Annotated in this window: 21 protein-coding genes; 2 read left to right on the top strand and 19 right to left on the bottom strand. The window is 69.7% G+C overall.

Annotated elements, in window-relative coordinates:
• Positions 1 to 8: 8 nt before the first annotated feature.
• The 19 genes from folE to ABZX90_RS10100 all read right to left on the bottom strand — a co-directional run bounded on the left by folE (position 9) and on the right by ABZX90_RS10100 (position 15,862).
• Positions 9 to 611, bottom strand: coding sequence for a GTP cyclohydrolase I FolE (gene folE / locus ABZX90_RS10190; protein ID WP_351132562.1), 603 nt, complete (start codon positions 609 to 611; stop codon positions 9 to 11).
• A complete protein-coding gene (locus ABZX90_RS10185; protein ID WP_351132561.1) occupies positions 611 to 1,408 on the bottom strand; it encodes a 7-carboxy-7-deazaguanine synthase QueE in 798 nt (265 codons plus the stop codon). The genes folE and ABZX90_RS10185 overlap by 1 nt, the downstream gene beginning before the upstream one ends.
• Positions 1,389 to 1,769 (bottom strand): 6-carboxytetrahydropterin synthase, encoded by a 381-nt coding sequence (locus ABZX90_RS10180; protein ID WP_351132597.1) that lies wholly within the window; start codon positions 1,767 to 1,769, stop codon positions 1,389 to 1,391. Before ABZX90_RS10180 ends, ABZX90_RS10185 begins: the two co-directional genes overlap by 20 nt.
• 96 nt (positions 1,770 to 1,865) lie before the next feature.
• Positions 1,866 to 2,663: an ABC transporter permease gene (locus tag ABZX90_RS10175; RefSeq protein ID WP_355203185.1), complete on the bottom strand. Its 798-nt coding sequence runs from the start codon at positions 2,661 to 2,663 to the stop codon at positions 1,866 to 1,868.
• A gap of 22 nt (positions 2,664 to 2,685) precedes the next feature.
• Positions 2,686 to 3,474, bottom strand: coding sequence for an ABC transporter permease (locus tag ABZX90_RS10170; RefSeq protein WP_351132557.1), 789 nt, complete (start codon positions 3,472 to 3,474; stop codon positions 2,686 to 2,688).
• Positions 3,474 to 4,475, bottom strand: coding sequence for an ABC transporter ATP-binding protein (locus ABZX90_RS10165; protein WP_351132555.1), 1,002 nt, complete (start codon positions 4,473 to 4,475; stop codon positions 3,474 to 3,476). The genes ABZX90_RS10170 and ABZX90_RS10165 overlap by 1 nt, the downstream gene beginning before the upstream one ends.
• Before the next feature lie 12 nt (positions 4,476 to 4,487).
• Positions 4,488 to 6,704, bottom strand: coding sequence for an asparagine synthase (glutamine-hydrolyzing) (gene asnB, locus ABZX90_RS10160; RefSeq protein WP_351132553.1), 2,217 nt, complete (start codon positions 6,702 to 6,704; stop codon positions 4,488 to 4,490).
• 431 nt (positions 6,705 to 7,135) lie between these two features.
• On the bottom strand, positions 7,136 to 7,420 hold the full coding sequence (locus ABZX90_RS10155; protein ID WP_351132551.1) for a PqqD family protein: 285 nt from the start codon (positions 7,418 to 7,420) through the stop codon (positions 7,136 to 7,138).
• A complete protein-coding gene (locus tag ABZX90_RS10150) occupies positions 7,420 to 8,217 on the bottom strand; it encodes a hypothetical protein (protein WP_351132549.1) in 798 nt (265 codons plus the stop codon). Before ABZX90_RS10150 ends, ABZX90_RS10155 begins: the two co-directional genes overlap by 1 nt.
• Before the next feature lie 14 nt (positions 8,218 to 8,231).
• Positions 8,232 to 9,308 (bottom strand): diiron oxygenase, encoded by a 1,077-nt coding sequence (locus ABZX90_RS10145; protein WP_351132547.1) that lies wholly within the window; start codon positions 9,306 to 9,308, stop codon positions 8,232 to 8,234.
• 81 nt (positions 9,309 to 9,389) lie between these two features.
• The gene (locus tag ABZX90_RS10140; RefSeq protein ID WP_355203179.1) at positions 9,390 to 9,959 is read right to left on the bottom strand and encodes a pyridoxamine 5'-phosphate oxidase family protein; all 570 of its coding nucleotides are present in this window, start codon (positions 9,957 to 9,959) and stop codon (positions 9,390 to 9,392) included.
• On the bottom strand, positions 9,956 to 10,756 hold the full coding sequence (locus ABZX90_RS10135) for an SDR family NAD(P)-dependent oxidoreductase (RefSeq protein WP_355203176.1): 801 nt from the start codon (positions 10,754 to 10,756) through the stop codon (positions 9,956 to 9,958). The genes ABZX90_RS10140 and ABZX90_RS10135 overlap by 4 nt, the downstream gene beginning before the upstream one ends.
• Positions 10,753 to 11,781: a Gfo/Idh/MocA family oxidoreductase gene (locus tag ABZX90_RS10130; protein WP_355203173.1), complete on the bottom strand. Its 1,029-nt coding sequence runs from the start codon at positions 11,779 to 11,781 to the stop codon at positions 10,753 to 10,755. Before ABZX90_RS10130 ends, ABZX90_RS10135 begins: the two co-directional genes overlap by 4 nt.
• Positions 11,782 to 12,567, bottom strand: a complete 786-nt coding sequence (locus tag ABZX90_RS10125) for a hypothetical protein (protein ID WP_355203170.1) — start codon at positions 12,565 to 12,567, stop codon at positions 11,782 to 11,784. It abuts the gene before it with no gap.
• 36 nt (positions 12,568 to 12,603) lie between these two features.
• Entirely contained in the window at positions 12,604 to 13,308 is a 705-nt protein-coding gene (locus ABZX90_RS10120) for a hypothetical protein (RefSeq protein ID WP_351132538.1), read from the bottom strand.
• A 25-nt stretch (positions 13,309 to 13,333) separates the two neighbouring features.
• Positions 13,334 to 13,639, bottom strand: a complete 306-nt coding sequence (locus ABZX90_RS10115) for a hypothetical protein (RefSeq protein ID WP_351132536.1) — start codon at positions 13,637 to 13,639, stop codon at positions 13,334 to 13,336.
• On the bottom strand, positions 13,636 to 14,304 hold the full coding sequence (locus ABZX90_RS10110) for a hypothetical protein (protein ID WP_351132534.1): 669 nt from the start codon (positions 14,302 to 14,304) through the stop codon (positions 13,636 to 13,638). The genes ABZX90_RS10115 and ABZX90_RS10110 overlap by 4 nt, the downstream gene beginning before the upstream one ends.
• Entirely contained in the window at positions 14,292 to 15,188 is an 897-nt protein-coding gene (locus ABZX90_RS10105) for an HAD-IIB family hydrolase (protein ID WP_351132532.1), read from the bottom strand. Before ABZX90_RS10105 ends, ABZX90_RS10110 begins: the two co-directional genes overlap by 13 nt.
• Positions 15,185 to 15,862, bottom strand: coding sequence for an HAD-IA family hydrolase (locus ABZX90_RS10100; RefSeq protein ID WP_351132530.1), 678 nt, complete (start codon positions 15,860 to 15,862; stop codon positions 15,185 to 15,187). Before ABZX90_RS10100 ends, ABZX90_RS10105 begins: the two co-directional genes overlap by 4 nt.
• 310 nt (positions 15,863 to 16,172) lie before the next feature.
• Here ABZX90_RS10100 and ABZX90_RS10095 point away from each other — a divergent pair, with 310 nt between their 5' ends.
• Positions 16,173 to 17,357, top strand: coding sequence for a hypothetical protein (locus tag ABZX90_RS10095; protein ID WP_351132528.1), 1,185 nt, complete (start codon positions 16,173 to 16,175; stop codon positions 17,355 to 17,357).
• On the top strand, positions 17,354 to 18,154 hold the full coding sequence (locus tag ABZX90_RS10090; protein ID WP_351132527.1) for a formyltransferase family protein: 801 nt from the start codon (positions 17,354 to 17,356) through the stop codon (positions 18,152 to 18,154). Before ABZX90_RS10095 ends, ABZX90_RS10090 begins: the two co-directional genes overlap by 4 nt.
• Positions 18,155 to 18,167: the final 13 nt, after the last annotated feature.

Genomic DNA, 18,167 nt, shown 5'->3' with positions numbered 1-18,167 from the left:
CCTCCCCCTCAGTCGCGGTCGGCAGCGGTCAGTGCGAGCAGTTCGGCCCGCATCGGCGCCTCCGCGAGCGCGCCGCGCCACACGGCGGTCGTCATGGTGGCGGGCGTACGAATGCCGCGCATGGCCATGCACAGGTGCTCGCCGCGGCCGATCACGGCCACGTCGGGCGAGCCGGTGAGCTTCTCGACGTCGTCCGCGATCTGCTGCGACAGCTGCTCCTGCGACTGCAACTTGTGGGCGTGCTGGTGGGCGATGCGGGCGAACTTGCTCAGGCCCAGCATCTTGTCCTGCGGCAGATAGCCGATGGTGATCCGGCACGAGAACGGCAGCAGATGGTGCTCGCAGAGCGACCAGACGCTGATGCCGGACACGGCGACCAGGCTGCCGCTCGCGGTGGTCCCGAAGACGGTGTCGACGGAGCCCGGGTCGTACTGGGTGAACTCGCGCCACCAGCGCGCATAGCGGGCCGGGGTGTCCTGAAGACCCTCACGGTCGGGGTCCTCGCCTATCTCCACGAGCAGCCGCCGCGCGATCGCCTCCAGCGGGTCCCGGCCCGCCGTGTCGTCCGGCAGAGCCAGGTCGTCGGTCAGTACTTCGATGCTGCTGGTCATCAGATACCCCGCTTGCTTCCCCACACGTTGACGTGCAGCCGTCCCGACAGATTCCATTTGCGTGCGATCACGTCGTCAGCCAACGTGCGCATACCGTGCTCGATCTCTTCGGGGGACTGTCCCCGGGGCATGATCCAGACGTTCTTGAGGCCGAGTTCACCGACGAGTGCGTCGACCTCGGCGAGGTCGGAGCCGTCGGCGCAGACGAACTTGAAGGCCGCGGTGGGCAGTTCGGAGAACCTGCGCAGCACGTCCGGGACGATGCGCCGGTCCTCCGCCACCCCGGAGTGCGCGAGTTTCGGCGACACGTTGAACCGGACTCCGGTCTCCACCAGCGCGTCCGTGGGCATCACGGTGCCGTTGGTCTCGAACTCCACGGCCACACCGTGCCGGCCCAGCGCGCGGACCACGGGCAGCACCCGGTCCTGCTGGCTGAGCGGCTCACCGCCGGAAATCACGATCAGTTCGACGCCGAAGCCGAGCAGCCGCTCGGTCACCTCGTCGACGCCGAGTGCGTGCAGCTCATCGGCGGCGCGGTACGCGATGCCGGTGTCCGACTCGCCTTTCCAGTCCCAGGTGTACGGCGTGTCGCACCAGCGACACGTCAGATTGCAACCCCCGAGCCGCAGGAACGCACACAGCCTTCCGGTGGAAGGCCCTTCGCCCTGTACGGCGCTAGGTGGGTCCGAATATCTCGTTGACCACGAGCTTCGGAACCGCCATTGACACCACCCCCTCTTGCCCAACCGGGCGTTGTCGCCTACAAGTTGCTGTCCGTCAGACGGTTTCGAGGGCACCCGGCCGGTACGTCGCCCAAGTCTTCGGCGTCTCCGAGACCCGTACGGCGGTCAGCTCGGGGAAGTCCGCCACCCAGGAGCGATGGATCCACATGGCGATGTGCTCGGCCGACGGGTTCTCGTCGCCCAGGACGTCGTTGAGGTGCCGGTGGTCGATCGTGTCGTCGATCCACTTCTTGAAGACGGCCAGCTCGCCGTAGTCCCGCACGAAGCCGGGCTCGGTCAACTGCTCCGGAGCGGCGGAGAGTTCGAGGACCACGATGTAGTTGTGGCCGTGCAGCCGGCCGCACGGGTGGTCCGGCGGGAGGTTGGCCAGCTGGTGGCTGGCCGAGAAGTGGAACTCCTTGGTGATGGACAGCACGGCGCGGTCCCTCTCTTTCTCGGGAAGCATTTTCACGAAGGTTCGTCACGCGGACTGCTCATGGAGAGGTCCGGATGCGCGAGTGGCTTGGTCGGCTCACATGACGTCGAGTGCCGCGTCCGCCCTGCTGCGGCGCTCGAAGAAGCGCAGCAGCCCGAGGGCCAGCAGCCCGTAGCCGAGTGCGACGAGCAGCTCCTGTCCGAGGCTCGACCACACCTCGGCAAGCGGGGCGCCCGCGAACAGTGCGCGCAGCGCCTCGATGGAGTGGGAGAGCGGCAGCAGGCTGCCCGCCGTGCTCATCCAGCCGGGCATGGCGTCCCGCGGCAGGTTGGCGCCGCTGAACAGGATCAGCAGGGTGAAGGCCGCGTTCGAGATGACGAACACATCACGGATGCGGACCGCGAGCGCGCCCAGCATGAGGCCGAACAGCGCACAGGACGTGGCGGCGACCACGAACACCTGGACCAGGCCGAACAGGACGCGCGGCGGCAGGTCGAGCCCGAGGGCGAGCGAGCCCGCCAGCATCATGAAAGCCATCACCGCACAGCCATTGAGGATGTACGGCAGCACCCGGCCGCCCCAGATCAGTCCCCGGGAGCGGGGACTGAGCAGCACCGCTCCCAGCGTCCCGTAGCGGCGCTCGTTCGCGACCGCCATGATCGCTCCGTACACGCACGGCACGCTCGTGGCGAGCACCGCGTTGCCGAGCAGGTAGAACCGGTCGTCGGCGACGCCGAGGCTGCGCCCGACGTGGACGAAGAAGAAGATCTGGAACAGCGGGCTGACGAGCAGCGTGCCGATGAACATCGGCGGTGTGGTCCAGTTGAACAGGGCGCGGTAGGAGATGCCTCCGCCGCGGAACGTCAGGCGCAGGGCGCGGGTCACTGAATTCATCACTTGTCTCCGTTCCGGGCGCTCAGGTGAGGGCGAGGGTGCCGGCGCCGCGGGCGCGGCGCTCCACCCAGACGAGGGCGACCAGGGCCAGGACCACATAGAGCACGCCGAGCCCGAGGGCGACGGCCGACGGCCACAGGACGGGCCCGCCGGACGTGGCCGCCTGGACCGCACGTGCGCCCCAACTGGTGGGCAGCGCCCAGGTGATGGGGTGCGTCCAGGCCGGCAGGGTCGCGGTGGAGACGAGCATCCCGGAGAGCATCCAGACCGGCGAGTCCAGTGCGTTGGCGAGGGCATTGGCGTTGCGGAGCAGCACGAAGGTGGCCGCCATCAGCAGACCCATCATGCCGAGGGCCACCACGCAGACCAGCAGCGCGGGCACGAACAGCGCAGGCGCGGCCGGGGTGAAGGGCACACCGAACAGCAGGACCCCCCACAGGATGGTGGCGACCATCGAGTAGACGCCGACCAGGGCGGTCGCGAAGGTGATGGGGATCAGGATCAGGGAGAGCCGGGTCGGCGCCGACACCAGTGTCTCCAGCGTTCCCATCCAGCGCTGCTCCTGGATGGCGCCGCCGGAGCCGAAGAGCACGGCGGACCAGACACCCATCAGGCCCGCACCGACCGACGCCTGCAGCAGCCGGTCCGGGCTGTCCCCGGCGCGGAAGAGGTAGACGGCCAGGGTGGCGAAGACGAGGGGGGTGAAAACCGCCATCACCAACTCCACGCCGGAGCGCGACAGATGCAGGACGTGCGTGCGCAGACCGACGGCCATCAGCCGCCAGAATCGTTGCAGGGAGAGCCCGTTCATCACTGCTCCCCCGTAGCGCCCGAGGCACCGATGATGGAGACATAGGCGTCTTCGAGGGTGGGTTCGCGGCTGGTGACCTTTCCGGTGCGCAGCCCCGCGAGCGCCGCCATCACGGCTCCGTGGTTGCCGGCGGAGGGCTGGGCGTGCACGGTGACGGTGTCGACCGGTCCACGGGTCTCCACGGTGACCTGTTCGACTCCGGGGGTCGCACGCAGCGTCCGGAGCTGGTCGTCGCCCGCGGCCTCGTGGACCTCCACCTCCAGGACGTCGAGTTTGCGTACCCGGTCCTTGAGTTCGCTGGGGGTGCCTTCCGCGCGCAGGGTGCCGGAGGCGATGACCGCGATGCGGTCGCACAACTGGTCGGCCTCGGCCATGTAGTGGGTGGTCAGCAGGACCGTGGTGCCGGCCGCGACCAGGTCGGCGACCATCTGGCGCAGTTCGCGGGCGGCGACCGGGTCGACGCCGATGGTCGGCTCGTCGAGGAAGAGAACCTCGGGGCGGTGCAGCAGGCCACGCGCGATGTGCAGCTTCTGCCGCATGCCGCGCGAGTAGCCCTCGACCCGCTCGCTCTCCCGTCCCTTGAGGCCGACGGTCTCCAGCAGTTCGTGGATGCGCGGGAGTTGCTCGCGCGCCTCGACTCCGTACAACTCGGCGAAGTAGCGCAGGTTGTCGAGGGCAGAGAGCCGCTCGTACAGGCCCCGGTCGCCACCGAAGACGTACCCGATGCGACGGCGCACCTCGACCGGATCGGTCGCGACGTCGTGGCCCAGCACCCGCGCGCTGCCCTCGGTGGGCAGCAGCAGGGTGTTGAGCATCTTGATCGTGGTGGTCTTGCCGGCTCCATTGGGGCCCAGCAGTCCGAACAGCTCGCCGCGGCCGACGGTGAAGGAGACACCGCGGACGGCTTGGATCGTCTTGCGTTGGGGCCGCAGCCAGCCGGTGCGCGTGTGGTAGGAGCGGCACAGGCCGGCGGCCTCGATGGCCAGGTCGTGGTCGGTCATGGTCGCCTCGTCTCAGTCGGTGGGGGATGACGCCGGGGTCCCGGGCAGTTCGAGGAGGCCGAGGTCGAGGGAGTCGTCGAGGAACGCGCTCACCGATTCGGGCCGCACCCCTGTCGTGGCGGCCGCGTCGTCGAGCGAGCGCTCGCCGTCCAGCGCCAGCAGCAGCTTCAGCCAGTCGCTGTCTTCCTCCAGGACGTATTCGAGGGCTCCGTCGACCGCGAGATACCAGGTGCCGGAGCGGTCCTGGAGCAGCGTCGCGTTGTCGGCGAGGGCGGGCACGCTCTTCCCGTCCCAACGCGGCGGCGCGAACACCAGAGCCTCGATCTCCGCCACCTCCGCGTCGAAGTCGCCGAAGGGGTGCTCGGGTCGGACCGGGGGCAGCAGGTGCGCGGTCTCCGCGAGCGGCGGGGGGACGTCGGCGACCATTCGGTCGAGCAGGCACAGGTTGAGCAGCGGCAGCAGTCGCTCGACGTGCCCGGCGAGCGGTGCGTGCTCCAGGCGGGCCAGCAGGCCCCTGACGCGGTCGGCGTCCAGGAGCGTGCGGCCGTGTTCGGTGGAGAGGGCCTCCTCCACCAGTGCGGCGTTGTCCTGGGTGAGCATGGCGATGAACGGGCGGTGGGTGTGCTGGACGCCCTGGCCGTAGAAGAAGGGCACCTTGGGGCGGTGCACCACTTCGGGCGGCAGCAGGTCGGCGACGGCCTCGCGGACGATGGCCTTGTCCCACAGGAGGCGTTCGCGGCGGGCGGCCGGGATGGAGGCGACCAGCTCGATCAGCCGGCGGTCCAGGAACGGGACGCGCGCCTCGGTGCCGCTGCCCGCCGCGGTGCGGTCCTCGTGCCAGCAGTTGAACTGCTCGACGTCACGCATCTTCGCGGCGACGAACGCGCCGTACGGGTCACGGCCGAGCAGCGTACGACCGTGGTCGAGGGCCGCGTCGCTGAGCAGCCCGCCCTCGGCGCCCTCCCACCAGGCCGCGAGCTTGGGCCGGTGCTCCTCCAGCCGGCCGCGCCGCGCCATCTCGGTGAGCGCGTACTCGAAGACGTCCCAGCCTCCGCCGCCGGAGCTGGTCACCGAGTATCCGCCGCAGAACTCGTCGGCCGCGGCGCCGAGCAGCATGCCCTTGATCTCCGGGTGCTCGGCGCGCACGTACCGGTGCAGTTCGTGCTTGTAGTACTGCTCCGGGCTGCAGGTCGGCATCTCGGTGAGCCACAGCAGTCGCTTCCACTCGTCCGCGCCGGGCACGTACGAGGCGTCGAAGCGGATCTGGTGGTTGGGGACACCGAGTTTGTCCGCGACGATCCGGGCGTGCCGGGCGTCCCCGTTGACGACGGTCGAGCCGCTGAGGACGGAGAAGGTCTCCAGCGAGGTGGTGCCGGCGGCGAGTGCCGCGACCGCCGCGGAGTCGACGCCGCCGCTGAGGAAGAGGCCGATGGAGGCGTCGGCGGTGGCGCAGGCCCGTACGGAGTCGGCGAGGATCTCGCGGAACTGTCCGATGATCTCGCGGTCGCTGAGCGTCGACTCACCGTCGAAGGAGGGAAGTTGCCAGTACTGGTGGCGCTTGGTGGCGCCGTCGCGCAGGTCGATCTCCAGGATCGTGGCGGCCGGTACGGACTCGATGCCCTCGAAGTACGTGGTGGGCGCGGCCAGGTCGAGCGAGGGCGCCGAGGTGACGGTCGGGTTCACCAGCGCCTTGTCCCAGGCGATCCGGCGCGGGGAGGACGGGTCGGCGAAGAGCGCCTTGATCTCGGAGGCGAAGGCCACGCGTCCCCGGTCCCGCGTGTAGTAGAGCGGCTTCACGCCGAAGTGGTCGCGGGCCATGACCAGGACATTGCGCCGCCGGTCCCACAGCACGAGGCCGAACATGCCGCGGACGTCGTCGAGGAAGTCCAGGCCCTTCTGCTGGTACAGGTGGACGAGCACCTCGCAGTCCGACCGGGTCCTGAAGGGGGTGCCGGCCGGCAGGGTGGCCTCGAGCTCCTTGTGGTTGTAGACCTCGCCGTTGGCGATGAGGACGACGGAACCGTCGGGGCTGTGCAGGGGCTGGCCGCCGTTCTCCGGGGCGACCAGGGAGAGCCGGGTGAAGGCGAGTCCCACGGGACCGTCGCGCAGCAGCTCCTCCTCGTCGGGACCGCGGTGCGCCAGTGTGCGGGCCATGGTCGCCAGGACGGCGTCGGCCTCGACGCCGAGGTCGTGTCCGTCGATCCTCGCCAAACCGCCGAGTCCGCACATTCTCCCCACCCATTCCTTTCCAGCGAATCTTCTGCGGGTGCACCGAACAACTGGTGCACCAAGAGGAAGGGCGCCTCCGGCGGAGATGTCCGCGAGAGGCGCCCTTACCGCGTGATTAGCGGTTGTTCATCATGACGCGGTTGAAGTCGATCTTCTTGACCTCGGGCTTCGTGTACTGCTTCATGTGAATACTCCTTCAATAGTTACCGCCTGCCCGGATCTTCCGGACCGGCGAGCTGTGGATGAGCTTATGAGGATCTTTCCCGCCCTCGCAAGTCCGTTCTCGGATTTATTTTCGGCGTCTTTCAAATCGGAAAAGGGAAACGCCGCCAAGCCGTTTGCGAATATCGCAAACGGCTCTATGTGCGGCTCGGTCGGCTAAATGAAATACCCGGAAATTCGCGTCAGGCGCGCCATGTACGCCATGCGTGTCACATGAATACGAGCTTCTCCTCGACCAGCCATGCGAGCATGTCGACGGTGTCCGAGAGCGCGGTCGGGCCGTCGATCCCGTACCGCTCGGAGACCGCCCCGGCGATGTCCGTGACCGGTGCGGTCCCGTCGATGCGGCGCCAGATGAAGGCCGCCACCTCCGGCAGTTCGTAGGCCTGGTCGTAGCGGGCCAGCAGGATCGCGCCCTGGCTGGAGCGGATGCGCACTTCGAGGTTGTGACGCGGCACGCCGGCCGCGGACGTCACGGTGTGTGCCTCGCTCATCAGACCTCCACCTCCATGGATACGCGCCGGACGCAGCCGATCACGTCCTCGATCCAGCGGCCCGGGTCCTCGGGGTCGTATGTGCGCATGGTCTCGATCTCCCAGTAACGCTCGAAGGGGAGCACGGTCGGTGCTGCGACCCGGTACTTCTTGGACCGCCACTTCGCGGTGGTGCCGTACTCACCGTGGTGTGCGAGCAGCGCGTCGGCCGCGTATCCGAAGGCGAGCTTGGCGGTGAGCAGCGCGCTCTCCGGGTCGCCCGAGCCGAGCTGGCCGAGCGCGTCCTCGGCGAAGGTGTCGGCGAGGTCGAGACTGCGGGCCGCGATCGTCTTGCCGAACGCGGAGTCGGCGAGTTGCCGGCGGCGCTCCGCCAGCCAGTCGGCGCCGTCGAGCGCGACCGCGTGCTGGAGCTTGACCAGGCAGTCGCGCTCGATCTGGCTCACCGTGGCGCCCGTGTCCCGGCCGCTGCGGTACTCCTCCCAGGAGATCTTCGCCATCAGCTGGTCGAACTGCCCGGCCGACCAGTACTCGACATCCCCGCGCAGCGCGCCGAACTGCGGCACGGCGACGCCGACACGGTCCGGTTCCAGGGACACCGGGTGAAAATCGCCTTCGCTTTCCCATACGAAGGGATCGTCCGTCACGACATACAGATCCAGGTCACTCGTGGCGTTTCCCCAGCCACGTACGAGCGAGCCCGCCGCGTACACACACCGATAGGAATCCGGTAGAAGTCCCTGTTCCTTCAATTGGCCGATCAGCCGGGGTCCGTCCGCGGCCGTGATTGTCTGTGCCATCAGCATTCCATTCATCAGATCAGTCCGTACGCCGCGAATTCCTCGCGTACCTGGGCGTCGTTCAGGGCGCCGACCGAGGCGAAGTGCCGCACCGTCTGCTGGGCCACGCTGCGGGCGTAGCCGTCCACCGCCGTGTCGGGGAACAGTTCACCGACGATCTGTTTGGCGCCGTCCCGCGAGATTCCGTATCCCGTGATCTCGCGCTCCATGGAATCGACGTCCGGGTCGATGAAGATACGGATCAGCCGTGGCACCTGGAGTGCGGCCCTCCTGCGGGTCGTGGGCGGCAGCTGCCCCCACAGGTGACGCAGGAAAACGGCGAAGTAGGCGTGGTGCTTGCCCTCGTCGAGGGCGTGGTCGCGGACGGTCTCGCGGACCGCCGGGACGACCGACGGGTCGTTCGACATCTCCGACAGCTGGGCCGAGATGAGCGTCTCGGAGACGATGACGAAGAGGATCTCGGTGAGAGCCCGCAGGTCCTGCGGGCTCTCCTCCAGGAAACGCTCCAGGCGCGCCATGAAGTACGGGACCGGAGGCAGCTCGCAGCGCACACCGGTCGTCTCCCGCACCTGGCCGGCGAGGTCCGCCGAGAACAGCGCGTGGTACGCCTCGTCGCAGTAGATCTTGAACGCGTCCAGCCGCATGGCGTCGGGGAGTTCTATCCCGATCGTGCCGTGCGCGATGCCGAGCACCGTGCGGTTGACCACCAGGTGTTCCAGCTTGGCGGTGAAGTCGAGGTACCGGTACAGGTGCCGCACCAGCACCTCCTGGTACAGCTCCGGGCGGTCCTCGCGCAGCCCCTGGACGAGGGGGTGTGAGGCGAGCGGGACCAGCTCCGGAGCGAAGAAGTGCTGTTCGGGTTCGAGCGGGGTCAGCTCACGACGCTTGCCGGCCCGCACGGTGGAGCGCTCGTACCAGTTGCGGAAAGGGCTCACGTACGGATCGTCCGGAGCCAGGGGTCCGGCCGGCCCCTCGGTCCGCTCGGGACCGGTCCCGGGTCCGGCGGTCTCGTCCCGCCCGGCCATGAGGGCCTGCTTGGGGCACAGGCTCACCGCCGTGCAACCCATGAACAGACCGACCGTGCCGCACATGCGTCTCCCGCCCCCTTCTCTTGAGTCCTGGCTGCGTCTGAAATGCGTTCTGCCGTGAACACGCCGTCGTCGACGAGCGCCTCAGCGGGCCGGCGTACCGGGAGGCCGTTTCGGCAGCGGCGGGTTCGCGAGGTTGCGCTCGATGTCCGCGGTGTTCCACAGGTTGCTGAACTTGCTCGCCCGGCCGCAGTGGTAGTACGCCTCCGAGACGTGCACGAGGGTGCCCCACCGGTAGCGGGCCCGCTCGTCCTCTCCCAGCGGCAGCCCTTCCCACCGCGGGTCCTCCGGGCCCAGCGGCTCCGCACGCCCGTTGACCCTGGCGGTCTCGCGCATGCCGGGGATCAGGAAGAGCAGCCCGATGCCCGGGTTCTCGCGCAGGTTGTGCAAGGTCTGGAGCAGTCGGTTGCCGGACTCCTCCGGCACGAACAGCGTCCGCTCGTCCAGGATGCGTACGAATCCGGGAACACCGCCGCGCGGCGAGGCGTCGCAGTGCCCCTTCCCGTCCGCACTGGCCATGACCACGTACGGGGAGAGGGCGATGAACTCGCGCAGCCACGCGTGCAGGACGGGCGAGACCTTGGCGCGTACGCGGTCGAGCGGGGCTCCGAGACTCTCGGCGAGTTCGTCGTGGACGGGCGTGTCCGCGCTCAAGGCACCATCACCGCGCCCCCGTTGACGCCGATGGTCTGCCCGGTGAGGTAGCTTCCCGCGTCACCCACCAGATAGGCCACCGCGTACGCCACGTCCTGGGGGGAGGCGACCCGGCCGAGCGGGATCTCCTTGCCCTTGGCGGCGAACCCCTCGTCGTCCAGGCCGGGTTGGCCGGTGCGGGTCACCCCGGGCGCCACGGTGTTGACCGTGATCCCGTACTCGGCGAAGGCTCGCGCGAGGGACTTGCCGAGGGCCACCAGACCGCCCTTGCTCGCCGCGTAGTGGGCGCCCTTCGGCGAGCCGGTGAAGGCCGCGCTGGACGCCACGTTGACGATCCGCCCGGACCCCTGGGGGATCATGAGCTCGGCGGCCTCCTGGGCGCAGAGGAAGGCGCCCTTGAGGTTGGTGTCGAGGACCAGGTCCCAGGCCTCCTCGTCGAGTTCGAGGACCTTCGCCCGGGGGAAGACCCCGGCGTTGTTGACGAGGATGTCGAGCCGGCCCAGCTGATGGCGGGCCTCGGCGAACATGGCGGCGACCTGTCCCCGGTCGCGCACGTCGGCCTCGACAAAGAAGCAGCCCGCGGGGAGTTCCTCGGCGCCGCCCCCGGCGCCGGCGCCCGGCAGCCGGTTGACCGCGACCCGGGCCCCGAGCCCGGCGAGGGTGCGCGCCACGGCCAGGCCGATGCCACTGCCGCCGCCGGTCACGAGCGCGGTGCGCCCGGTGAGGTCGGGAGACGCCGGGTTGACGAGGTCCGCGGGCCCGACCGGCCCCGGGGATTCGGGTCCTTGCAGGCTCATGACCCGCCCTCCGTACCGGTCTGGCGGAGCACCTCGTCGAGCACGTGGTAGACATCGAGGCACGCCGAGAGGGGTGAGGTGCCGGGCGTGCCGGTCGTGACCGAGTGGTGGAAGGACTCCAGCTCGGTGGAGTAGCCGGTGCGGCCGTACCCCCCGCGCCTGCTGGGCCAGTCGTAGACCACGCTCTCCTTGCCGTCGAGCGCCCCCGCGCCGGGCGCGCTCGACGGACGGCTCAGGACAAGAGAGTTCAGCTGGTCGAGGACTCCGGTGACGCCCTGGTCCGTGACCAGCTCGCAGCGGACTTCGAGGCGGTTGGAGTAGTTGCCGACCAGCAAGGTCGCCAGGCGGCCGTCGGCGTACTCCAGGAGGATGTGCACGGCGTAACGCGGTCCGCCCACGAGGGCACGGCGGGCCGTGACCCGGTCCGGGACGCCGAACGCGCGCAGGGCCATGTCGACGGCGTGTGTGCCGAGCCCCTGGAGCAGGCTCTCGAGGACCGTCGCGCTCCCCCACGCCGGGGTGGTCGGCTTGGCCGACACCATGCGCAGGTCGAAGGTCCTCGGTTCGCCGTGGGCGCGCAGGGTTTCGCGCAGCTTCCGGTAGGACTGCCCGTAGGGGAAGTTGAAGCCGACGAAGGCCACCGTGCCGTCGGGCGCCGTGCGCTCGGCCTCGACCAGCTTCTCCAGCGTGGCCGTGCCGGGTGCCGGCGGCTTCTCGACGAAGACACTGACGCCCCGCGCGAGCGCCGACTCCACCACCTCGGCGTTCAGTTCGGGCGAGCCCGCGACGACGAGGGCGTCGACCGCTCCGTTCAGGAGCTCGGTCCAGTCGTCGGTCCAGACCTGTGCGCCCCAGCGCTGCGCGGCGGCGGCGGCGGCCTCGGGCCTGCGGGCCGCCACCGCGGTCAGCCGGGCGCCCTCCAGCACCGACAGGGCGGGCAGCAGATTCTCCTGCGCGTGCGTGCCGGGCCCGATCAGCCCGTAGCGCAACGGACCCGGTCCCGACGGAAGCTGATGGAGGGTCATCTAGACGATCCCCAGCTCTTCCAGCCGCTTGCACCAGTAGTGGTACTTCTCCTTGGTCATCTGCCGCTCGGCGCGCCGCTCGGCGGACTCGCGGTCCTCGCCGACGCGCCAGAACATGGTGCCGACCCCGGCGGCCTCCGGCTCGACCTCGGAGAGGTCGCCGTCGGCGCGCTCCTGGTGCAGCCGCAGCGCCTCCTCGCGGCCACGGGTCTCCTTGAACATGACGGGCGCCCGGTCCTTGACCGGGTTGCCCCGCAGCACCAGGGATATGGTGCCCAGTTCGGTGAACGGGGTGGAGTGCAGGGCGTTGTGGTGGATGGTGAAGCACTCGCCGGCCCGGTCCTGGTGCAGCAGCACGGGCTGCACGTCGTCGGGCAGGGTGTTCTCGTCGAACCCGTTGCGCGCCACGTAGTTGCGGTGCAGGTAGGTGCCGCGCAGCACCAGGTTGGTGAAGGAGAAACGGTGGTTGTGGGCCAGCTGCTGCTGGTGGTCCGTGGACATCCGGAGCCTGATGCGCAGCCCCTTCTCCACGTCGTCCCACAGGACGATCTTGTCCTCGACCACGTCCTCCTCGCACTTGGCCCAGAGGTACGGGTCGTGCTCCACCGCGAGAAGAAGGCGCTTGAACAGCGCCTTGTCCTTTGCGAACTCACGGATGAGGCGCTGGGTGAGGACGGCGACCTTGGGCAGGTCCTCCCAGTCGATGGGGCCGATGTCGTCGAACAGCTCGACCCGGGTGTTGTTGACGTGGACCCGGTCCGCCGTCTCGGTCGTCTGGATGCTCATGGGTGTCCCTAGTCGTCAATGGTGGTGGGGTGGACGTCAGATGACGTCGAGCTTCTCCAGGCGCTCCCGGATCTGGCGGTACGCCTCCAGGCCCATGGCCTTCTGCAGGCGTCGCTCCTCGGGCTCGTCCTGGCGGCCGAAGCGCCACCACAGCGTGCCCTCCTCCTTGTCCATGATCACGGAGCGGTCCTTCTCGACCGGGCCGCGCAGGAAGAGGGAGACGGTGTCGGGCGTCGTGAACGTGGTGTGGATGGCGCTGTGGTGCAGCGTGTAGCAGCTGCCGGGCTCCTCCCAGCGCACCACGTGCGGCGTCAGCTTCTCCAGGTGGATGTTGCCGCGCGGGTCCGGGTTGTGCCGACTGAGGTACTGCCGCGCCTCCGGGTCCGGTCCGTCGGCATACAGGTCGCCGTCGAGGTGATACCAGGTGTGCGTGTAGCCGCCGGCCACGATGCGGCTGGAGAAGGAGAAGCGGTGGTCGTGCGGACGGTCGTAGTGGTCGTCCGTGGAGATGTGCAGGCGCAGCCGGATGCCCCGGTCCAGGGCGTCGTACAGCACGATGTAGTCGAGCAGCTGGTGGCGCTCGCACATGGCGAGCAGTTCCGGCTTGTGCTCCACGTCGTAGACGAGCTTGCGCAGCGACTCCTTGTCGTCCGCGAGGCGCTGCACCACCTCGCGGGTGATCTGGCCGGCGGCCTCGAAGTCGTTCCAGTCGACTGTGAGTCGGTCGAGGTAGTCGATCACGGTTGCTCCTTGATGCGGGGCTGCTTCATGGGTGTTCGCGGGCGGTGGTCGGCTCGCCGAGCACGGAGAGCGCTGCGAGGGCTTCGGGGGTGCCGAGGGCGGTGAGCACCTCCCGGCACGCGCTTCGGGTGTGCCGGGCGCCCGGTCCGCTCCTTGCGTGGCGGGCGGCCGACTCCAGGAAGCGGACCAGGGCGGGGACTTCGGCGGACGGGGCCGCGGCGGCGAAGGCGGTGAGTTCGGCGGTCGTCCTGCTGCCGCCCAGCACATCGCCGAGCAGGTCGGCGAGTACCTCCGGATGAGACGTGCCGACCACATCGCGGGTGGGACTCATGGCTCTCTCCTCGTCGTACGGACCCGGTCGACCACGGCCTGCGCGATCCGCTCGGGCGGCTCGTCGGGGTGCGGAGCGAGCACCAGCCAGTCCCGCTCCCCCGCCATCCGCAGCAGTTCGCGTCGTACGACGTTCTGGTACGCGTGGAACGCCTCCCGCGGCGGACCGGTGAATCCGTCCCAGCGGCCCGTCTCGGTGTCCTTGAAGCTCTCTCGGCGCGCCCAGGCGGTCTCCGGGGCGACGTCGAGCAGGACCGTCAACTCCGGTTCGGGGACGGGCGCGAAGAGCGATTCCACCCATTGCGCGTCCAGCGGCTCGCGCACCAGGGTCTTGGCGATGTTGCGGTAGTACCAGCCGTCCATGACCGCGATGCGGTCCGGCTCGGTGAGGTCGGGTCGCAGCCGGGCCAGTCCCGCGTACCAGGAGGCGATGAGCAGGATCCAGTGCGTGGCGCCGAAGGTGTCGCCGTCCGCCTCGGGCGAGGCCCAGATCAGTTGACGCAGCCGGTCGGCCCGGGCGGCGGCCTCGGCCCCCATGGGACCCAGCGCCTTCTTGCCGCCCCACGCACCGGTCCGGACGGAGGTGCGGGAGTTGAGCTTCTCCTCGACCAGCCGGGCGACGGTGGACTTGCCGCTGCCGTCGATGCCTTCCATCACGAGGAACACGGCGTGCCCTCCTCGCGCAGCAGGTACCGCACCACACCGTCCTCGTCGTTGGCGGCGGTGACAGCGGTGGCGCGGGCGAGCACGTCGGGGTGCGCGTTGGCGGGCGCCACGCGCCGGTCGGCGACGGAGAACATCGGCAGGTCGTTGAGGTGGTCGCCGTAGACGGTGAGCCGCGCGTCCGCCATCCCGACGCTCTGGGCCAAGTTCCGTACGGCACACCCCTTTTCGGCCTCCGGGTGTGCCACCTGAACCTCGGACCAGCCGGGCACGTACCGGTTCGCGGCGGCGAGCACCGCGGCGCTCCCGTCCAGCGCCTCTTCGAGTTCGGCCACGGCCCGCTCGGCCCGGTCGTCCGGCACGAAGGCGATGACCGCGGCGGTGTGCTCGGCGCGTGCCACGGCCCGGACGTCGGCGCAGGGCCGCAGCCGGGGGTCGGCGTAGGCGCGCTTCTCGTCGATGTACCAAGTGGCGGCGGCGTTCAGCCCCTTGCCGAAGTGGACGTGGTCGGCGGCGCCGTCCCAGGTGGTGAGGACCGCCTGGGTGCCCAGCGCCTCCAGCGTGTCGATCGCGACCAGCGTGGCGGCGACGTCGAGCGTGCGGTGCGCGAGGTGACGCCCGGTCGCCAGGTCGGTCAGGAAGGCGCCGTTGAGTTCGACGACCGGCAGGCGCAGCCTCACCCCGGCGAGCAGTGTTGCCATGGCGGCGGCGCTGCGCGCACTGGCGACGGTCAACGCGAGCCCGGCGTCCAGGAGTTGGTTGAGTCCGTCGCGCGCGAACGGGCTGAGGGTGGCGTCGGAGCGCAGGAGCGTGCCGTCGAGATCGCAGACATGCAGGTCGCCGCGCTCGTCCTGGCCGGCGGTCCGGTCCTCGGGGGCGGCGGTCATCGGACCACCTCCACGAGCGGCGCGGGAAACAACTCTGGTAGCAGGTCGACCAGTTCATCCATGGTGTCGAATATCCGGTGCGCGTCGGCGAGGCGTTCGCGCGGGGTGACCGAAGCGAATCCGTACACGGTCATACCGGCCGCCCGGGCCGCCGCCACTCCGCGCGGACTGTCCTCGATCACGAGGCACGCTTCGGGCGGGACCCCGAACTGCGCGGCCGCGTAGAGAAAGAGGTCGGGTGCGGGCTTGGGGCGCTCGACCATGTCGGAGCTGAAGACACGGCCGGCCATGCGGTCGAAGAGGCCCGTGCGGCGCAGGGACAGGGCAAGCCGGTCGGCGGTGTCGTTGGAGGCCACACAGTGCGCGACACCGAGCCCGTGGAGCCCGTCGAGCACCCGCTCCACGCCCTCGACCGCCGCGAGCCGCTGCTCGAAGACCTCGAACAGTTCGGCGTGGAAGCGCTCCGCGAATCCCTCGGGCACGACCGCGCCGGTGCGCTGCCGCAGGTCCCGCAAGGCGTCCGTGAGCGTCCTGCCGAGGTAGTGCTCCACCGCCTCGTCGAAGGTCGTCGGCACCACGAGCGCGGTCAGCAGGCCGGCCAGGACCTGGTTTCCGAGGGTTTCACTGTCCGCGAGGACACCACTGTTGTCGAAGATAACCAGTTCGTGTTCCAACGGACTCCCCCTCGCTCTGCCTTCCCGGCGACCATACTGAGCCATGACAAGAGAGTCAAGGTTTATTGACTGAGTAAGTTGACAGGCAGTCTTGGTGTCCGTATTGACATCTTTCGCTCGTAAATTTCCCTGCTTTCGACCCCTTGCAGACCACCCGTTCGATGGTAATGTCGGCGCTCGCCCGCCCAGACAGGCCTTGTTTATTGACTCAGGCAGGGACGGCAGCAGATCAGAAATTTCCCGGAATGGAATCGCGTCAATAATTCCCGGTGGATTCCAGGACGGCCCGGAGAGTGATGAGGGATGAATCATGGGGAACCTGTCTGACTCGGCCGAGCAGACGCGCGCGCCGCTGCTCCCGGTGGAGGTCCACTGCCACGGCTTCGAGGGCGTGGACTTCTCCGAGTTCTCCCTGCTCGACCTGGAAGCCCTGGAAGAGGTCTGCGCACGGGAGGGCGTGCTCAGCATCCCCACGCTCTACCTCCACCACCACCGGCTGGCCGAGTTCGAGAAATTCATGCACCGCTACGACGCGATGCGCCGGGCCGGCCGGATCCCGCACGTCGTCGGCGTCGCCCTGGAGGGGCCGCTGCTCTCCAGCCACGGCGGCACCCCGGCCGACACCGTATGGGCGCCGACCCGCGCCGAGTGGGAGCGCCTGGCGCGGCTGGGCGACTACGGCCTCTGCTACATGGTCCTGTCGCCGGACGCCTTCTCGCCCGCCTCCGACTTCCACGGCCAGACCTTCGAACGCCACCCCGGCTTCGCATGGATCGTCCCGCTGCTGATGGGCCATGGAGTGCGCCCCGCGCTCGGCCACTTCACGCGCAGCGACCCGCGTCTGGCGGCCCAGCTGGTGACGGACATCGTCGACATCGCGTGGGACGCCGAGTGGAACGGCCAGGGCGCCCGCGTCGTCACCGACCACCTCTTCAACGACATGCCGCTCAACATCCGGCACGCGTTCCGCACCACGCGGGCCCGCCAGACCCGCGAGGCCACCCTCGCCTCGTACGACCTGCCGGGCTGGACGCTCGACGCGATGGACGAGATCGCCGGCCCGGTGCCCGGCGCCATCATGCGCGAGGCAGCCGCGGGCCGGATCGCGGCGTGCATCAACTTCGACGGCGACCACGTCGACCTCGACATCGCGAGCCGCGCGGTCGTCCTGATGGGCCTGGAGAACTCGATGATGATGACCGACCGCTGCGACTCGGCGCGCCTGGGCGGCCAGGACCTGACGCAGGGCGAGGAGAACGGCCTCTGGTACCAGGCGGGTGGCATCGTCGCCGCGGGGTCCCAGCCGTTGGCCCAGCAGATGCGCAACGCCATCGGCCGTTCCATCGAGGGACCCGAGCTGTGGGACCTGGCAGCCGGCACCGCACACCGGGCGTTCGGGCTCACCGCGCTGGACGCGTCCGAACTGCCCGACGGCATGCTCGCCGCCTCGCACGCCGGCTGGGCCTCGCTCGAAACCGTCGGCGGCTCCCGGTGACCGTCACCCCCTCGCGCCCCCTGCGCCGGCTGTCCACCTCCGGCCCGCTGCGGGTGGGGGTGCTCGTCTCGGCGACCGGAGCCAACCTGCGCACCCTCATCGATCTTCAGACGGCCGAGCCGGACGCCTTCCAGGTCAGCCTGGTCGCCTCGCACGGCACCCGGTCCAAGGCACTGGCCGTCGCCGCCGACCACGGCATCGAGGCATGGCCCGGCGACTTCGACGCCCGCTGCGGCCTGGTCTCTCAGGCCCGGACCGAGGCCGACCACGCCGCCTACCGAAGCCGGGCCCGGCAGTGGCACGACGAACTCGACCGGCGCATCGCCCGCTGGGAGTTGGTCAACGGCCCGCTCGACCTGATCGTGCTGGCCTACCACCGCTGGATCGAGGGCGAGCTGCTCACCCGCTACCGGGGCCGCATGATCAACCAGCACCCCGGCGACCTGAGCGCCCTGGACCCGTCCGGGGCCCGCGTCCTGACCGGCAACGACCCAGTGGCCAGGGCCATCGAGCTGGGGCACACCTCGACCCGTACGTCCTGTTTCCTGGTCGACGAGACGTACGACGGCGGCGCGGTGCTGTGCCAGGGACCGGCCGTCCCGCTGCCGCCCGACGCCGATGCCTGGGCGCACGAACTCAGTCAGAAGCAGCTCAGCGACCGCCCCTGTCTGGAGTGGACGGTACGGGCCTTCGCGGCCGGTTCCCTTGAGCTGACCGGCGCGACCCACCCCGACGGCAGCCCGGCCGTCGGCGTCGACGGCGTCCCGATGCCGCTCGGCGGAATGAAGCTGACATGAGCCCGAACCGAAG

Source organism: Streptomyces sp. NPDC002935 (assembly GCF_040611295.1).
In the GTDB taxonomy this organism is placed as follows: domain Bacteria; phylum Actinomycetota; class Actinomycetes; order Streptomycetales; family Streptomycetaceae; genus Streptomyces.
The sequence above is the reverse complement of the archived record's forward strand: the minus strand, read 5'-3'. Positions and strand labels throughout refer to the sequence as shown.